Annotated in this window: 13 protein-coding genes and 1 pseudogene; 13 read left to right on the top strand and 1 reads right to left on the bottom strand. The window is 43.6% G+C overall.

Features of this window, described 5'->3' with window-relative positions:
* Positions 1 to 87: 87 nt before the first annotated feature.
* The 10 genes and pseudogenes from AC1MBV_RS12925 to AC1MBV_RS12880 all read left to right on the top strand — a co-directional run bounded on the left by AC1MBV_RS12925 (position 88) and on the right by AC1MBV_RS12880 (position 12,309).
* Complete coding sequence (locus AC1MBV_RS12925; protein WP_480948438.1) at positions 88 to 771, top strand: metal-dependent hydrolase; 684 nt, start codon at positions 88 to 90, stop codon at positions 769 to 771.
* 21 nt (positions 772 to 792) lie between these two features.
* A complete protein-coding gene (locus tag AC1MBV_RS12920) occupies positions 793 to 2,106 on the top strand; it encodes a DRTGG domain-containing protein (protein ID WP_255745780.1) in 1,314 nt (437 codons plus the stop codon).
* A 60-nt stretch (positions 2,107 to 2,166) separates the two neighbouring features.
* A complete protein-coding gene (locus tag AC1MBV_RS12915; RefSeq protein ID WP_255745778.1) occupies positions 2,167 to 3,096 on the top strand; it encodes a DHH family phosphoesterase in 930 nt (309 codons plus the stop codon).
* A gap of 62 nt (positions 3,097 to 3,158) precedes the next feature.
* Positions 3,159 to 6,551 (top strand): DNA polymerase III subunit alpha, encoded by a 3,393-nt coding sequence (dnaE, locus tag AC1MBV_RS12910; RefSeq protein ID WP_255745776.1) that lies wholly within the window; start codon positions 3,159 to 3,161, stop codon positions 6,549 to 6,551.
* Between the two features lie 324 nt (positions 6,552 to 6,875).
* Positions 6,876 to 7,733 (top strand): acetyl-CoA carboxylase, carboxyltransferase subunit beta, encoded by an 858-nt coding sequence (gene accD, locus AC1MBV_RS12905; protein WP_255745774.1) that lies wholly within the window; start codon positions 6,876 to 6,878, stop codon positions 7,731 to 7,733.
* Positions 7,733 to 8,740: an acetyl-CoA carboxylase carboxyl transferase subunit alpha gene (gene accA, locus AC1MBV_RS12900; protein WP_255745771.1), complete on the top strand. Its 1,008-nt coding sequence runs from the start codon at positions 7,733 to 7,735 to the stop codon at positions 8,738 to 8,740. The genes accD and accA overlap by 1 nt, the downstream gene beginning before the upstream one ends.
* A 30-nt stretch (positions 8,741 to 8,770) precedes the next feature.
* Positions 8,771 to 9,730, top strand: a complete 960-nt coding sequence (pfkA, locus tag AC1MBV_RS12895; RefSeq protein WP_255746003.1) for a 6-phosphofructokinase — start codon at positions 8,771 to 8,773, stop codon at positions 9,728 to 9,730.
* Positions 9,731 to 9,751: 21 nt separating this feature from the next.
* Positions 9,752 to 11,188: pseudogene (pyk, locus tag AC1MBV_RS12890) on the top strand (pyruvate kinase); the annotation flags it as partial.
* 277 nt (positions 11,189 to 11,465) lie between these two features.
* Positions 11,466 to 11,888: an acyl-CoA thioesterase gene (locus tag AC1MBV_RS12885; RefSeq protein ID WP_255745769.1), complete on the top strand. Its 423-nt coding sequence runs from the start codon at positions 11,466 to 11,468 to the stop codon at positions 11,886 to 11,888.
* Between the two features lie 19 nt (positions 11,889 to 11,907).
* Positions 11,908 to 12,309: an FxsA family protein gene (locus tag AC1MBV_RS12880; RefSeq protein WP_255745767.1), complete on the top strand. Its 402-nt coding sequence runs from the start codon at positions 11,908 to 11,910 to the stop codon at positions 12,307 to 12,309.
* A gap of 5 nt (positions 12,310 to 12,314) precedes the next feature.
* Here AC1MBV_RS12880 and ytvI read toward each other — a convergent pair whose 3' ends face one another.
* Positions 12,315 to 13,454, bottom strand: a complete 1,140-nt coding sequence (gene ytvI, locus AC1MBV_RS12875; protein WP_255745765.1) for a sporulation integral membrane protein YtvI — start codon at positions 13,452 to 13,454, stop codon at positions 12,315 to 12,317.
* Between the two features lie 363 nt (positions 13,455 to 13,817).
* Here ytvI and citZ point away from each other — a divergent pair, with 363 nt between their 5' ends.
* From citZ to AC1MBV_RS12860, 3 genes are all read left to right on the top strand, one after another.
* A complete protein-coding gene (citZ, locus tag AC1MBV_RS12870) occupies positions 13,818 to 14,933 on the top strand; it encodes a citrate synthase (protein ID WP_304654715.1) in 1,116 nt (371 codons plus the stop codon).
* Positions 14,934 to 15,005: 72 nt separating this feature from the next.
* Positions 15,006 to 16,289, top strand: a complete 1,284-nt coding sequence (icd, locus tag AC1MBV_RS12865) for an NADP-dependent isocitrate dehydrogenase (protein WP_480948437.1) — start codon at positions 15,006 to 15,008, stop codon at positions 16,287 to 16,289.
* Positions 16,290 to 16,551: 262 nt separating this feature from the next.
* Positions 16,552 to 17,487, top strand: a complete 936-nt coding sequence (locus tag AC1MBV_RS12860; protein WP_255745760.1) for a phosphate ABC transporter substrate-binding protein — start codon at positions 16,552 to 16,554, stop codon at positions 17,485 to 17,487.
* The last annotated feature ends 97 nt before the right edge of the window (positions 17,488 to 17,584 follow it).

The raw sequence follows: 17,584 nt of genomic DNA, 5'->3' as shown, positions 1-17,584 counted from the left end.
TAAACCAATCAGTACGGATGAATGGAGAGTCAAAAAGTTTACATTGTCAAAAAGCGAACTAACGTTCTATAATAAGGAGTGAAATGAATGAGAATTACATATGTCGGTCATTCAACGGTTCTAATTGAAACGGTGAAAGGTAATTTATTAATTGATCCTTTCATCACTGGAAATCAAAACACACCTTTAAGTATTGATGATTTGCCGAAAATCGATGCGATCCTTTTGACACATGGTCATGGTGATCATATTGAGGATACTCAGCCGATAGCTGAACGCGATGGCTCTCTGATTGTTGCCATTGCTGAACTTGCTACCTATTTTAAATGGAAAGGATTGAACGTCCACGGGATGTCCATCGGCGGCGCTCATGAATTTTCATTTGGAACGATCAAGATGACACAGGCATTTCACGGATCGAGCATTACGGATAGCGCACGTCGACAGATTATTTATGCGGGCATGCCTGCCGGACTTTTATTAACTATTGAAGGCAAGACGATCTATCATGCAGGAGATACCGCGCTTTTTTCTGACATGAAATTAATTGGCGAACAAAATAATCTTGATCTCGCATTTTTGCCAATCGGTGATAATTTTACAATGGGACCGGCCGATGCGCTGCAGGCAGCAAAATGGCTTAAGGCGAAGGCTGTGGTTCCGATTCATTACAATACATTTCCTGTCATCACTCAGGATGCTAAGAAGTTTGTAGATCAGCTTGATGGACATGGATATGTCTTGTCGCCTGGTCAAACACTAAACCTGTAAGAGCCGTTTGGAGCGATTGAGATGGAGACAAAACATGACCAAATCTTAAAATACATCGCTGATCTTGAGATCGGAAGCAAGATCTCTGTTCGGCAGACTGCTAAAGTGCTTCAAGTGAGCGAAGGAACAGCATATCGGGCAATTAAAGATGCGGAGATCCAAGGAATGGTCAGCACAGTTGAACGTGTCGGGACAATTCGGATTGAGCAGAAAACACAAGAAAGCATCGAAAAGCTGACATTCGACTCGGTCGTCAATATCGTAGACGGACAAGTACTTGGGGGCAAAGCGGGTCTTTCGCGAATGCTGAATCACTTTGTCATCGGCGCGATGGAAATGGACGCAATGAAACGCTACATTGGCGCAAATGACCTGATGATTGTCGGAAATCGCGAGTCCGTCCACGAATATGCGCTTAGAGAAGGGGCAGCGGTATTGATTACCGGCGGTTTCAATACAAGCGAATGGGTTAAGCAACTTGCGGATCAAACACAGCTTCCGGTGATTTCAACATCATATGATACCTTTACCGTAGCTGCCAAAATTAATCGTGCGATCTATGATCAATTGATTAAAAAAGAGATCGTTCATGTTTCGGATATTATGATTCCCTTTGCTCAGACGCAGTTTGTTTTCACTTATGATTCGCCGAAACGGTGGTATGAATTAAATCATCGAACATCACATAGTGGTTTCCCGGTTGTGGATCAGCAGATGAAAGTGGTCGGCATTGTGGCCATGAAGGACATTTTGAAGGATCAAAAAGTTCGGACCATTGAAGAAGTGATGACTCCGATGCCGCTTATTGTCAACCCAACGACCTCTGTTGCGGCAGCTGCACATCGTATGATTTGGGAAGGAATCGACGGTCTGCCGGTTGTTGATACAGAGCATCATCTCTTGGGAATGATCACGCGTCGTGATGTGCTTAAGGCACTGCAGATGATTCAGCAGCAGCCGCAGATGGGGGAGACGATTGAAGATATTGTATCGTCTCAGCTCAAGGATTATTCAGAGGATAATCACTATATGTTTCAATTCAATGTCACACCGCAAATGAGCGATTACTTGGGTTCTGTGTCACACGGCGTTATGACTTCGATGGTAACGACAGTATCCCGTCGCGTACTGAATCATCTGCGTCGAAGCGATTTAGTCGTGGACAACCTCTCGTTTTACTTTTTCAAACCGGTACAATTGGAGCAGACCGTAACGGTACGTCCGAAAATTCTCGAAATGACGAGAAGAAACGGAAAAATGGATATTGAATTGTTTGTTGAGGGTCAGCTTTGCGGGAAGGCATTGTTGAATGCTCAATTTATTGACCGTTACTAACTCTGATTAATGCAGTGCGGATAAGTGGATTGCTTGTCCGATTAAAAAGGAGGATTTTCATTGATTGACAAAATAGTGGATTTGATTAGACAGTACGACACAATCATTATACATAGACATGTCCGACCTGATCCGGATGCATTGGGCTCTCAGGGAGGTTTGGCTTGTCTGATCAGAGATAATTTTCCCGGAAAAAACGTTTATAGTGTAGGCGAAGAATCCGAATCGCTGCAGTTCCTTATAAAAATGGATCAAATTGATGACTCGATTTATAGAAATGCTTTGGTAATTGTCTGTGACACAGCAAATCGGGAGCGTATTTCCGATGAGCGATACAATAACGGTGCACATCTGATAAAGATTGACCATCATCCGGTTGTTGATTCTTATGGAGATCCGGAATGGGTCAATACAGAATCGAGTTCAACAAGCGAAATGCTTTGCTCCATTTTTCGAAGTCATCCGGAACTGACGCTGTCAACAGAGGCAGCACGTTTGCTTTATGCAGGCATTGTCGGAGACACCGGACGATTCCAATACAGTAACGTTACTTCGGAAACCTTTCTCGCAGCGTCAGAACTTGTCAAGCGGCCATTTAATCGTCAAGCGTTCTTTGATCAGCTGTATGAACGCAGTTTGGAGCAGGCCCGCTTAAACGGCTATGTGTTGGAACATTTCACATTGACTGAAGAAGGCGTGGGTTATGTGAAGCTGACGCAAGAGGTTATTCGCTCCTATCATTTGACTTCGTCCGATGCATCTGCACTTGTTAATTGCTTTTCAAATGTTGCGCATCTCAAAGCATGGGTTCTGTTTTCGGAAGAAGACGAGGTTATTCGAGCACGAGTCAGATCAAAAGCCCCCGTCATCAATCAATTGGCCGCAAAATACCATGGTGGGGGACATCCGATGGCTTCCGGTGCAACGGTCGGAAGCTGGGAAGAGGCCGATCAGCTCATTGCAGACTTACGCGCGCTTTGTACACAATGAACAGAGTGCAGGATACTTAAATGAAAAACTGAGGAATATGTTAAAAAAAGGGGTAAAGGCGCATGCCGTTTGTGCATCTTCATGTACATAGTGAATACAGTCTTCTGGACAGCACCTGCCGGATCAACGATTTAGTTGATCTGGCTAAACGTGCCGGACAAAAGGCGCTCGCGCTGACTGATCGAAATGTGATGTACGGCGTCATCCCCTTTTACCGTGCATGTGAACGGGAAGGCATTCATCCGCTGATTGGCATGGAGCTGGTGATTGATGAGAAAGCAAATGGAGAAAATGCGACACGTTCAAAACACTCAGAAGAGATGCCGGCAATCATCCTATTGGCACAAAACAATTCGGGCTATCAGCATCTCGTCAAACTGGCTTCACTTGTACAGTTCAGTAATGTCGGAAGTATTTCTTTACCGCAGTTAAAAAAATACACAGAAGGTTTGATCGCTTTATCCGGGGGACCCAGCGGACCGATTGACCGTTTCCTTGTTTCAGGGGATGTGACGCGTGCAAACCAGCTTGCGGAAAATCTGCATGCTCTTTTTGGCAACCGTTTTTTTCTTGAAATTCAGCGTAACGGAAATTTAAATGAACAACAAAAAGTCGAACGGCAGCTCCGTGAACTTGGAAAACGATATTCGATTCGTCTAATTGCCGCCAACAGTATTCACTATCTCAATAAGGAAGACGAGAGAGCACATGCTTGTCTCACATGCATACGAGATGGTATGAAGTTAGCGGACCGCCAGCAAAGCAGTTATGATTTTGATTTCAAGTCAACGGATGAAATGACGCGCAGGTTTAAGGATTTGCCAGAGGCGGTTTCATTGACGGGAGAAATTGCTGCAGCATGCAACGTTACCTTTTCATTTAATCAAGCCCGCTTTCCGGACTTCCCGCTTCCCAGTGGCCAGTCCGCTGAACAACGGTTGCGTTCATTATGCGAAAATGGATTGAAGGAACGATATAGGAGCATATCAGAACAGACTAAGCAGCGTCTTTACTATGAATTATCCGTCATTAATGAAATGGGCTTTAATGATTACTTTCTCATTGTCGCCGACCTTGTCGCGCATGCCCGATCAGCGGGATATATGCCGGGACCTGGTCGCGGCTCTGCTGCAGGTTCACTGGTGGCTTATGTATTGAAAATTACAGAAGTTGATCCCATTAAGTATCAACTTCTGTTTGAACGCTTTTTAAATCCGGAACGAGTAACCATGCCGGATATTGATTTGGATTTTCCAGACGTCGATCGTGACAAAATGATTGACTATGCATGTGAAAAGTATGGACGTGCGCATGTCGCGCAGATCATCACGTTTGGCACATTGGCTGCGCGTGCGGCGATCCGCGACGTTGGCAGGGTGCTCGGGAGCGAACCGCGGCTTGTCGATCGTATCGCACGTCTCATCCCCGGTGTTCCGAAAATGACATTGGAAAAGGCACTTAAGGATTCGGATAAATTGCGAAGCCTTGTACAGTCATCCGCTGCGGCAGGCGATCTTTTTGCGCTTGCACGTCGCATTGAGGGGCTGCCTCGACACTCATCCATTCATGCTGCGGGTGTCATCTTCAGCAATCAGCCTTTGACGGACACTGTCCCGGTTCAAAGAGGTCATGATAATGTCTCTGTGACGCAATACCCGATGGATGTTTTGGAAGCTTTAGGGTTATTGAAGATCGACTTCCTTGGTTTGCGCAACCTGACATTTATGAGAGAAATTCTTCAAAGGACGGCTGCATACAGAGACGGAGCCCTTGCAATTAATTCAATCCCTTTGGATGACTCTGAAACATTCCAGTTACTAAGCAGTGGCGATACAATGGGTATCTTTCAATTGGAGTCGGATGGTATGAGGCAAGTGCTCCGCAAACTTCAGCCCACTGAATTTGAAGATATTGTTGCTGTTAACTCGCTTTATCGTCCGGGACCATCTCAATTTATTGACCATTATGTGCGGCGGAAACATGGAGAGGAAAAAGTGGTTTATCCACATCCTGATCTGGAACCGATCCTCCGTCAAACATACGGTGTGCTTGTTTATCAAGAGCAAATCATGCAAATTGCCGTTAAAATGGCAGGCTACTCACTTGGTCAGGCAGACATTCTCCGGCGTGCGGTTGGAAAGAAGAAGCTTGGACTTCTGGAGAATCAAAAAAAGAGCTTTATGTCCGGATGCGTGCAGAATCACTACTCGGAAGCGGCAGCTAATCAAATTTTTGATTTAATTGTCCGATTTGCGAACTATGGATTTAATCGATCACACGCTGTTGCCTACAGCTATGTTTCGTATCGGCTCGCCTATTTGAAGGCACATTATCCCCAGGCATTTATGGCTGCGCATCTTACCGGAATTGTTGGCAACCCTGATAAGACTGAAGCGACGATCCGTGAGTTGCGAAATCGCGGCATCAGTCTGCTTCCGCCTTCAATAAATGAAAGTATGAACAGTTTTGAACCGTCAGGAGATGCCATACGTTTCGGTTTGGCCGGGATTAAAAATGTCGGCAACGGAGCGGTTGATGTAATCATAGCCGAGCGAAATCAAAGCGGAGCCTATAAAAGTCTGTACGATTTTTGCCGCCGTGTGCCGACACGAAAAGTAAATCGAAAGGCAATTGAATCAATGATTTTTGCAGGAGCGTTTGATTCATTCGGCATTGATCGCGCCGTATTGCTTGCAACATTGGATCGTGCAATCAGTTTAGGCGAAGAAGAGCAGAAACTGGCTGGAGGACAAGCTTCTTTTCCTATCTCCGTGGAGAATGAAGCGGATTATATCGATGTGCCGCCGCTGAGTGCAGCGGAAAAAATGCACTATGAAAGCGAAGCGCTCGGCTTTTATCTTTCTGCTCACCCGATCAGTGAATACAAATCCCGTCTGCCCAAATCATTTGTGACGGTCAGTGCGGCAGAAATTGCACCTGAAGGGCAAATCATAAACTTAGCTGTTATGATTGAACAAGTGAAACGCATTCGTACCAAGTCAGGACAGCCAATGGCATTTTTTTCTGCCGGCGATGAAACGGGATTGATTGACACCGTTTGTTTCCCCGCATCGTATGAAAAGGTTGAGGGGATCCTGCGTGATGGGCAAATGGCTGTGATCCGTGCAAAACATTCGAAAGGAAAAAATGATAAGCCGCAACTGGTACTTATGCGGGCTCTGCGTTTGCAAGACTATCTCTCTGACCTTCAGAAAGTGCTTTTCTTGAGAATAGATCATGCGCATTATCATCCGCAGTTACTTGAACAAGTAAAATCATCAATTGCCAAGCAGCCTGGTGAGCATCGTATCTTTCTCTATTATGAGTCCAATAAAAAAACAGTTGCACTTGATCCAAAATACGCGGTTCAATTAGACAGTTCGTTTGTTAAAACGATGCGGTTGCTTCTTGGAGAGAAAAATGTGATGATTAAAAGCGGTACAATTCCGGATTAATTCATCATGGATGAGAAAGAAAGAAAAAATACATGCTGTCATGTTCAAATACAGTCAGGAGCCTGCTCCTTCTGCATGTTGCTTATTTTTTTGCCGAACCTTTGTTATAATGATGAAGTTTAGGATTTTTTTCACGGATATCCGAAAGATCATGGAATACGTCACTATTTATTTTTTTTATTTACTTATATCTTCATTTTTCATTGTTCCGCAATCCGTTTTCTGTAAGTAATCGACGATTTCATGAATTATGCGTGAAGAAAAAGTGACATGTTGTATTGTAAGATGAAATTTCAGCTTTGACAAAGTAAGAGGGTGATATACTTGATGAAGGACTTTTTTACCAAGAAAAAAAAGTATGCAACAGTCCCATCCGCAAAGGCAAGGCAGGATGTTCCAGAGGGCATTGTCCGTAAATGTCCAAAATGTAAAAAGATCATGTATGTCAAAGAGTTGAGCAAGCATTTGTTTGTTTGCCAATCTTGCGGGTATCATTATCCAATAGGTGCCCATGATCGTGCAGAGATGCTCTTCGACCAAGATTCATATGTAGCGTTCGATGAGAAGATGGTGTCATTGAATCCTCTCCAGTTTCCAAATTATATGAACAAGCTGGAGTCTGATCGAAAGAAAACCGGACTGAACGAGGCTGTTTGGACCGGTAAAGGTACGATTGAAGGTTTCGAGGCAGCTGTTGCCATTATGGACAAGGGATTTCGAATGGGGAGCATGGGATCGGTCGTCGGTGAGAAAATTACTCGTTTGATTGAATATGCCGGTAAGAATGGTATTCCTGTCATTATCTTTTCTGCATCAGGCGGCGCTCGCATGCAGGAAGGCGTTCTCAGCCTAATGCAGATGGCTAAGACAAGCGGTGCATTGAAGGCTTTCAGTGAGAACGGCGGGCTTTATATTTCCATTATGACCCACCCGACAACCGGTGGGGTTTCGGCAAGCTTTGCTTCCCTTGGCGATTACAATTTTGCTGAACCCGGTGCTTTAATTGGATTTGCCGGGCGACGCATTATTGAACAGACGATTGGCGAGGAACTGCCGGATGACTTCCAAACTGCGGAATTTTTGCTGAAACACGGGCAGCTTGACCAAGTCATCCCTCGTTCCGAATTGAGAACTGTTCTTGGGCAGGTCTTGTCGATCCACGCTGAAGGAGGTGCCGAATAATGGGACCGGAATTAGATTTTGAAAAACCGATTCTTGAGCTCCAAGAAAAGATTTCGGAATTAAAGAAGTTCATGAATGAGAAAGGCATTGATCTTTCTGACGAGCTGAATCATCTGCAGGAGCGCCTTGCGGATCTTGAAAAAGATACTTATGGCAGCATGACCCCTTGGGAACGTGTTCGCGTCGCGAGAAAGCTTAATCGCCCGACGACGTTAGATTACATTCCGCTCTTATTCACAGATTTCATTGAATGTCATGGTGACCGCCTATATGGAGATGATTCTGCGATCGTCTCCGGGATTGCAAAGTTTCATGGGCGTCCTGTTACGGTGATCGGAGAGCAGCGCGGACGAGATACAAAAGAAAACATTATGCGCAATTTTGGAAGTCCGCATCCGGAGGGCTACCGCAAAGCATTGCGTCTGATGAAACAAGCGGACAAGTTTCACCGCCCGATTATTACGTTTATTGACACAAAAGGTGCTTTTCCCGGTAAAGCTGCCGAAGAACGAGGACAAAGCGAAGCTATCGCTCGAAATCTTTTTGAAATGTCCGGACTTTCAGTTCCGGTTATTAGTGTGGTGATTGGCGAAGGTGCAAGCGGCGGCGCTCTCGCAATCGGAGTTGGCAACCAAATTTTAATGTTGGAGAATGCTTGGTATTCGGTCATATCGCCTGAAGGAGCTGCCGCATTATTGTGGAAAGATGCGGGCAAAGCAGAAGAAGCAGCGAAAACGATGAAAATTACCGGATCCGATTTGAAAAAACTTGGTATTATTGATAAACTGATTCCGGAGGTTTTGGGCGGTGCTCATCATGATCCGAAGAAGCAGGCAGCATTCATTGATCAAGCGCTTATTGAGTCCTTTGAGGAATTAAGCCAGTTAACCGCTGACCAGATTCGCAACCAGCGCTTAGCCAAGTACCGGGCAATCGGCAATTATGAGACAGTCCAGGAAAATCAAACCAATCATTCAATTTTTTCTTATTCATCAGATAGGCAATAGCATTGACACTAAAATGAGGTGATTGTTGTGATGAAAAAGATTGGCGTTCTGACAAGCGGCGGCGATGCGCCGGGGATGAACGCAGCAGTCCGAGCAGTTGTAAGGTCTGCTATTTATCGCGGTGTTGAGGTTTACGGTATTTATCATGGTTACAAAGGCTTGATTACAGGGAATATCAAGAAGCTTGAAGTCTCCGATGTTGGCGATATTGTACAGCGAGGAGGAACCGTTCTCTATACTGCGCGATGTGAAGAATTTAAAACAGAAGAAGGCCGTGCCATTGCCATTGAACAATTGAAAAAGTTTGGCATTGAGGGCTTGGTTGTTATCGGCGGCGATGGTTCTTTTATGGGCGGAGTTAAATTGACTCAGCTCGGCTTTCCTACGATCGGGATCCCCGGAACGATTGACAATGATATTCCGGGAACGGACTTCACCCTTGGTTTTGATACGGCATTGAACACGATTATCGATGCCATTGATAAAATTCGCGATACAGCGACATCGCACGAGCGCCGCTTTATCATTGAAGTTATGGGTCGCGGCTGCGGTGATCTTGCTATGTGGTCAGGTCTTGCCGATGGAGCTGAATCAATTCTGATTCCGGAAACAAAAGAAGATCTTGATAACATCGTTGAACGATTAAATCGTGGTATTGAACGCGGCAAGAAACACAGTATTATTATTGTAGCTGAAGGTGTAGGCAGTGCGGACGAAGTAGCCAAGGCAATCAAAGCCAAAACGAATATGGATACCAGGGTTACGGTTCTTGGTCATGTTCAACGCGGCGGTGCGCCGACTGCTTTTGACCGTGTATTGGCAGCACGAATGGGCAATAAGGCTGTCGATCTGCTTCTGAGCGGCGATAAAGGAAAGATGATCGCCATTCAGAATAATCAAATCGTAGCTCATGACATACTTGATCTACTTACAAAAAAACATGAGTTTAACGAAGATCTGTATAAGTTAGCAAAAGTACTATCCATATAAATTGTTGGAGGGAATTAATTAATGAAAAAGACAAAGATTGTTTGTACACTGGGACCATCAAGCGATACGGTTGAAACACTTGTAAAGATGATCAACGCCGGCATGAACGTTGCGCGTTTCAATTTTTCACACGGTGATCATGAAGAACACCATCAAAAAGTACTTAACCTTAGAAAGGCAATGCAGATTACTGGTAAGACGATCGGTATTCTGCTTGATACAAAGGGTCCTGAAATCAGAACTCATGATATGGCTACTAAGGAAGTTCTTCTTGAAGAAGGCAAATCCGTTGATATTTCAACGACCGAAGTTGCCGGAACTGCCGACAAATTCTCCATTACTTATGCAGAATTGATCGATGATGTTAATGTAGGTTCTAAAATTTTGATTGATGACGGCTTGGTTGAACTCGAAGTTACAGGTATCGATAAAGAAGCCGGACTTATTCATAACAAGATTTTAAACACAGGTGTTTTGAAGAGCAAAAAAGGTATCATCGTACCTAATGTCAGCATCAACCTTCCTGGTATGACTGAAAAAGATGCAGACGATATTGTCTTTGGCATCGGCGAAGGTATCGATTTCATTGCAGCTTCATTTGTTCGGCATGCTTCAGATGTTAATGACATCCGTAATCTGTGTAAAGAACACGGTGCTGATGACGTGCACATCTTCCCTAAAATCGAAAGCCAAGAAGCAGTCGACAATATTGAAGAAATTCTTGAAGTGTCTGACGGCCTCATGATCGCACGTGGCGACCTTGGCGTTGAAATTCCGCCGGAAGATGTTCCGCTCGTTCAAAAACGACTCATTAAAATGTGCAACAAAGTCGGTAAGACGGTTATCACTGCAACACAGATGCTTGATTCTATGATCCGCAACCCGCGTTGTACACGCGCTGAAGCCAGCGACGTTGCAAACGCAATTTTTGACGGAACAGATGCAATCATGCTTTCTGGTGAGTCTGCATCCGGTAAATGGCCGGTAGAAGCCGTTACAACGATGAATAACATTGCGTTGAAGGCTGAATCTGCTTTAGACTATAAGAGCATTCTCAAGAAATTGAGTGATTCAAGCGAACCGACTGTCACCGCTGCAATTGGTGAAGCAGTTGCTCATACGGCACTGAACCTTAATGTTGGCGCAATTATTACAGCAACGGTGAGCGGCTATACTGCACGTGTTGTTTCTCACTACCGTCCAAAAGCTCCAGTTATTGCGGTAACAAGCTCTGAACGTGTTGCTCACAAAATGTGCCTTGCTTGGGGCGTAACTCCAGTATTGAGCGAAATTGCAAAAACGACCGATCAAATGTTTGAAATTGCTGTTGACAGCGGCAAGAAAACTGATCTTGTAAAAGACGGCGATCTTGTTGTCATCACTGCAGGACTTCCAGTTGCAGCATCAGGCAAAACAAACGTTATGCGTGTGCACACTGTTGGAGAAAATCTGACACAAGCATAATTTAATGGCTATGGGGACGGTCAATGATCAAACCCAGCAACGTTTCATTTTTATTCGTACCACCAATCATTTATGATAAGAGAAGGCACATTTATGTGCCTTCTCTTAAATTTTTTACAAAACTAAGAAAGCATAAAGATTTAAGTGTAAGCGGCCCAGGAAAAAAGTGCTTTGATTAACAGCGGCTCACTTCTGTGAGCAAAGCGAAAGCCACCGCATCCTGCGGAAGTTATGAGGGTAAAGCAAATTTTGAAACAGGAGTGTTTTTATTATGAACGGAAATGAGACAAAAATCGTCGTTCGGTATAACGAAACGGACAAAATGGGTATTGTTCATCACAGTCAATATGTGAATTATTTTGAAATTGCACGAACAGATTTTATTCAGCAGTTAGGCATTTCGTATCGAGAAATTGAGGAAAAGGGCTTTATGATGCCGGTTCTTGGCGTTGAGGTACACTATCATAAGCCGGCTCAATATGACGATACACTCCTTGTCGAAACAACAATTGGCGCTTACGACAGTATTAAATTAACGTTTGATTATAAAATCTACAGAGAAAAAGACCGAAAATTGCTCGTTGACGGATCGAGTTCCCACTGCTGGACAGATCTATCTCTGCGTCCCGTTTCGATACGACGAAAAAATCCGGATCTTCATGCGTTAATTGTCAAAGCTTCAAAGCAAGCATAAAACTAAAGGAGTCTTGTTGGTGCTGAAAAAAATACTGCTTGTCTTAATGCTTTATGCACTTGCTGAGGTATGCGTGCTAATTTATGTCGGACAGCTGATCGGCGGATTCAACTTAATTATGATTCTTATATTGTCCATTATGCTTGGTGTCTGGACTGTAAGAAGACAAGGTTTTATCATTTTGCAGAAGATCAGCGATGATATAAATCAGAGACGGATGCCCAATGAACCGCTGCTGGATGGTGCTTGCCTGCTCTTCGGCGGTATACTGTTGTGCGCGCCAGGTCTCATTAGTGATGTCACAGGTCTTTTACTCCTGATTCCTGCATTTAGAATCCTATTGATCAAGCGTTTAAAAAGATGGATTCGCGAACGGATCAATCAGGGGGGCATTACGTTCATCTCATTTAGAAAACGATAATTTACTCATGCTTTCTTGCCAAGAATGTATCTCCATATTGCCTGCCAGGTACCGGCATAATATAATGTTTTAATCACGACGAGGACAAGCGGTCCAATAATAATGCCGGCAATACCGACCCAACGAAAGCCGAAGTAAATAGAAACGAGTGAAGCAAGCGGATCGATACCGATGTTCACTGACAATATTTTGGGTTCCACGAGTTGTCTCTGAATGATGGCGGCAATGTAAAGACTAGTCAGGCTGATCGTGAAAAAGTAATGGTGCATGAAAAACTGATAAAGAATCCATGGGATAAAGACTGCGCCGGTTCCTAGATAGGGAATGAGATCGACGATGCCGGTGATTAACGCAATGGTCAGTGGGTGAGGTACTCTTAGAATAAGAAGTCCCGCATAGACAATAACAACGGTCATGAACACGAGTAAAAATTGGGCTCGTACAAAACCAATGCATGTTTTTTTTAACTCAGTCAAAACTTTGTCAATAGGCCTTCCAATTGAAGAATGAGCACTGAATGCATGGAAACGTACCTTGATCCGTTCAGAATCCTTTGATAAGAAAAATGAAGCGAGAAAGATAAAAACAGCAGAAATGATTGTATCTGGAATCGTCGCAACAAATTGTGTCAGATTCGCGAGTAATTGTCCTGCAAGATCATTAAGCATCTCGACAAGTGTTCCCGCCATACTCTCTACATTAAGCTGTATCGCTTTTTGCTGCACGCTTGGTAGTCCAGAAAAAATATGCAGCGCCTGTTCCCATGAGGGAAGCAGATTAGAGAAAAAAAATGTCTGCATATCTCCGATGAGCACTTGAATTTCATTTGGGACTGAACGAGAAAATGAAGATACGCCTTTGATCAGAGCAATTGCAAAAAACAATAGGACACCAATAGATAGCGAAAAGAAGAGAAAAAGAACAACAAATGAGGCTGCTCCCCTGGGCAGCCCCGTTTTTTTTTCGATGAATACCACTATAGGATTGATTAAGAATGCAAGCGCACATGCGATGAGAAAGGGCAATGCATAGCGGAAGGCGAGCATCAAGACCGCGACAGTTACTGCGGTTGCGGCTGCGACAACAAGGGTACGTAAAATTATGAATAGACCGGCTATGAACGGTTGTGATTCCCGAGAGTTCATGTCTCATCCCCACCTCAATTTTATACATATGCGGACAAGCGGCTAATATACACTTGAAAAAAGGTGTGCGTAAAGATTTATCGTGGTTATTGTTCACAAAGTCTGCTTAAGCAGATATAATCAAGATAACAATTTTGCATAAGAACCATAACATTCAGTGATATTTAATTGAAAAATCATATTTTTCATCATTATTTTTGCATCTGTTCATGAAGAGTTCAGAAAACTGTACTACTATTAAATAATAGGTTGCAATGAAGTGCTGATTTTTTGACTCTAGATATTTATCAAATAAAGGAAGCAACAATAGATTCATTGTTCGCATTCCGAGAGCTAGGTGCTACATTCAAGGAGGGGATTAATTTGGTGATGACAAGAGGTTTGGAAGGTATTGTTGCAACAACTTCAGCAATTAGTTCAATTAAAGATGATGTGCTCATGTATCGAGGGTACAGTATTCAGGATTTAGCTGAATTGTCTACTTTTGAAGAAGTCGTTTATATGCTTTGGAATGGCGAACTCCCTACTGCTGAACAGCTCAGTCAATTCAAATTAGCCCTTGCAGAGAATGCAGCGGTGCCAGATGACTTGTTTACGATCATGAAGATGTATCCGTTTGACCATGTACACCCTATGGCCGTCTTAAGAACTGCAGTTTCGAATTTGGCCATGTATGATCCTGATGCTGAGTTGATGGATCAGCAATCGAATAAGAATAAAGCACTACGCATTCAGGCGAAAATTGCGACACTTGTTGCCGGATTTTCCAGAATCAGGAAAGGACTCGATCCTATAGCTCCAAATAAGTCATTGGGGTTCGCAGCCAACTTTCTCTATATGCTTAAAGACCAAGTGCCATCTGAGACTGAGGCGAAGATGTTCGATAAAGCGCTGATTCTTCATGCCGATCATGAACTGAATGCCTCAACGTTTACGGCACGTGTATGTGTGGCGACACTATCAGATATGTACTCTGGAATTACATCGGCGATTGGTGCCTTGAAGGGACCGCTTCATGGTGGTGCGAATGAACAGGTTATGCATATGTTGGAGAAAATCGGTTCCATTGAGTGGGTAAATGATTACATTTCGAATGCACTTCAAAATAAGAAAAAAATAATGGGGTTCGGTCACCGTGTTTATAAAAACGGCGATCCTCGTGCCAAAATATTGAAAACAATGGCGAAAAAAGTGAGTGATCTTAAAGGAGACTCGCGGCTATATGATATGTCGGTTAAAATTGAGAATCTAATCAAAGAGAAAAAAGGGTTACTACCGAATACCGACTTTTATTCAGCGACCCTCTACCATGACTTGGGTATTGATCACGACTTGTTTACACCGGTCTTTGCGATTAGCAGAACATCCGGGTGGGCGGCGCACATTATGGAACAATACAATGACAACCGGCTCATCCGACCGCGTGCCGAATATAATGGTGAGCATCTAAGAAAAGTTGTGCCGATTGATCAGCGCTAAATAGGTGTTGATGATGGAGAACTCATAAAGTCTAGAAGAAAATGTGGCTTTAACAGACAATGACAAAAATGTATGGAGGTACATACTGTGACACATGAACAACAAATTTTCGTACAAAACGGCATATTGAACGTACCAAATAATCCGCTTATTCCTTATGTGGAAGGTGACGGTATTGGCCCGGAAATCTGGGCGGCGGCATCGCGCGTTTTTAACGCTGCTGTAGAAAAGGCTTATCAAGGCGATCGAAAAATAATTTGGAAGGAAGTGCTGGCCGGTCAGAAAGCGTTCGATCAAACAGGCGAATGGCTTCCTCAGGAAACAGTTGACGCAATGAAAAAGTATGTCGTTGCGATTAAAGGCCCACTTACAACACCAGTAGGCGGCGGCATTCGCTCACTAAACGTCACATTGCGCCAGCAGCTTGATCTATTCACCTGTCTGCGTCCGGTACGTCACTTTGAAGGTGTTCCTTCACCAGTAAAGCATCCGGAACGTGTTGACATGGTAATTTTTCGAGAAAATACAGAAGACATTTATGCCGGAATTGAATTTGAATCTGAATCTCCTAAGGCAAAGAAGATCATCCAGTTCCTCCAAAATGAAATGGATGTAACAAATATTCGTTTCCCAAAGACATCGGGAATCGGCGTTAAGCCTGTATCTAAAGAAGGAACTGAGCGTCTGGTCCGTGCGGCAATCCGCTATGCAATCAAAGAAGGACGAAAGAGTGTAACACTTGTCCATAAAGGAAATATCATGAAATTTACGGAAGGTGCGTTCAAAAATTGGGGCTATGCGCTTGCGGAACGTGAATTTTCGGAACAGACCTTTACGTGGAAGCAATATGGAGCAATTTCTGCAGAACAAGGTAAAGAAGTAGCAGATAAAGCCCAGAGAGATGCACTAAGCAGCGGACGTATTTTAATTAAAGATGCAATTGCTGACAATTTTCTGCAACAGATCTTGCTGCATCCGAGTGAATATGATGTCGTTGCGACCATGAATTTGGATGGCGACTACATTTCTGATGCGCTTGCAGCACAAGTCGGCGGTATCGGAATTGCCCCCGGTGCGAATATTAATTATGAGACAGGCACGGCTTTATTTGAAGCGACTCATGGTACTGCACCGACATTTGCGGGCCAGGATAAAGTCAATCCATCATCTGTGATTCTCTCCGGGGTCATGATGTTTGAGTATCTGGGCTGGTATGAGCCGGCTGAATTAATTGTCAGTGCAATTGAAAAGACGATTGCAAGCAGAATTGTAACCTTTGATTTTGCTCAGCTTATGGAAAATGCGACTGAAGTAAAGTGCTCGCAGTTTGCCGATGCATTAATCAATCATTTATAAAAAGCAATATATAGCTTCATTTAACTTAGGTAAAGAGAGAAGGCAAACGTCTTCTCTCTTTTTTAGTGTGAATTTGTATCATAATAAACCTATTTCTCGTGCATTATTGATCTGGTGCTGGCCATGCTATAGACAAAGGATTTTGTTCGACATTATTCGTCTTTACAAAACCTTTACAATTCGTTTATATTCGTTTAAAAGTCAAGCCTTATTATAAGAAGTGCAATAAGGTGACTCAACATTCTGAGGGGGAAATATTCAAATGAAAAAGAAAAACTTGCTCGCGATTGCACTGGTTTTCGTTCTTTCTTTAACACTCATTCTTAGTGGTTGCGGAAACGGAAGCGGAAGCAGTTCGTCAGACAGCAGCAGTTCTTCTAAAGATTCAAGTTCTTCATCTGCAGCACTATCAGGTAAAATCACAATCGGCGGTTCAACAGCTCTTCAACCGCTGGCAGCACAAGTTGCTAAGGAATTCATGGAAAAAAATCCTGATGTTCAGATCGAAGTGCAAGGCGGAGGCAGTGGTACAGGCCTAAGCGAAGCACAAGATGGCAACTTTGACATTGGTATGTCTGATGTGTTCGCAGAAAGCAAATCAAACATCGATGCAAAAGCTCTCAAAGATTATCAAGTTGCAGTAGTTGGTATGACAGCAGCAGTAAATCCTAAAGCTGGCGTTAAGAACCTGTCAAAAGCAGATCTCCAAAAAGTATTTACTGGCCAAGTTAAGAACTGGAAAGAAGTCGGCGGAAAAGATCTGAAGATCACATTGGTTAACCGTCCTGACGGTTCTGGTACTCGCGCAACATTCGACCAATTTGCTCTTGATAACAAGACTCCTGCCGAAGGTATTACTCAGGACTCAACAAACACTGTGAAGAAAATTATCTCTGAAACTCCTGGCGCAGTGGGCTACATGGCACTCTCATATTTCACAGCAAATGATACTTCAGTAACGAAGCTTTCTATTGACGGCGTTGAAGCTTCTGATGACAATGTTGCTTCTGGCAAATTCCCTGTATGGGCTTATGAACATATGTACACAAAAGGCGAACCATCGAAATTGGTTAAAGCATTCCTTGACTTCATGATGAGCGATGCTGTACAGACTAAAGATGTTCCGGCTCAAGGTTATCTCTCCGTTAAGAATATGAAAGTACAGCGCGATGCTGAAGGTAAACAAACAGATAAATAATTGTCCAAGATATTGCAGGACAAATTAAATACAAAGTAAAGTCCAATGGCGGCTTAAGCGGGAAGGTCTGTGACGTCCCGCTTGTCGTCATATGGGC

Source organism: Sporolactobacillus sp. PKPK-6 (assembly GCF_056678885.1).
This window is presented reverse-complemented; position numbering and strand designations above follow the sequence as displayed.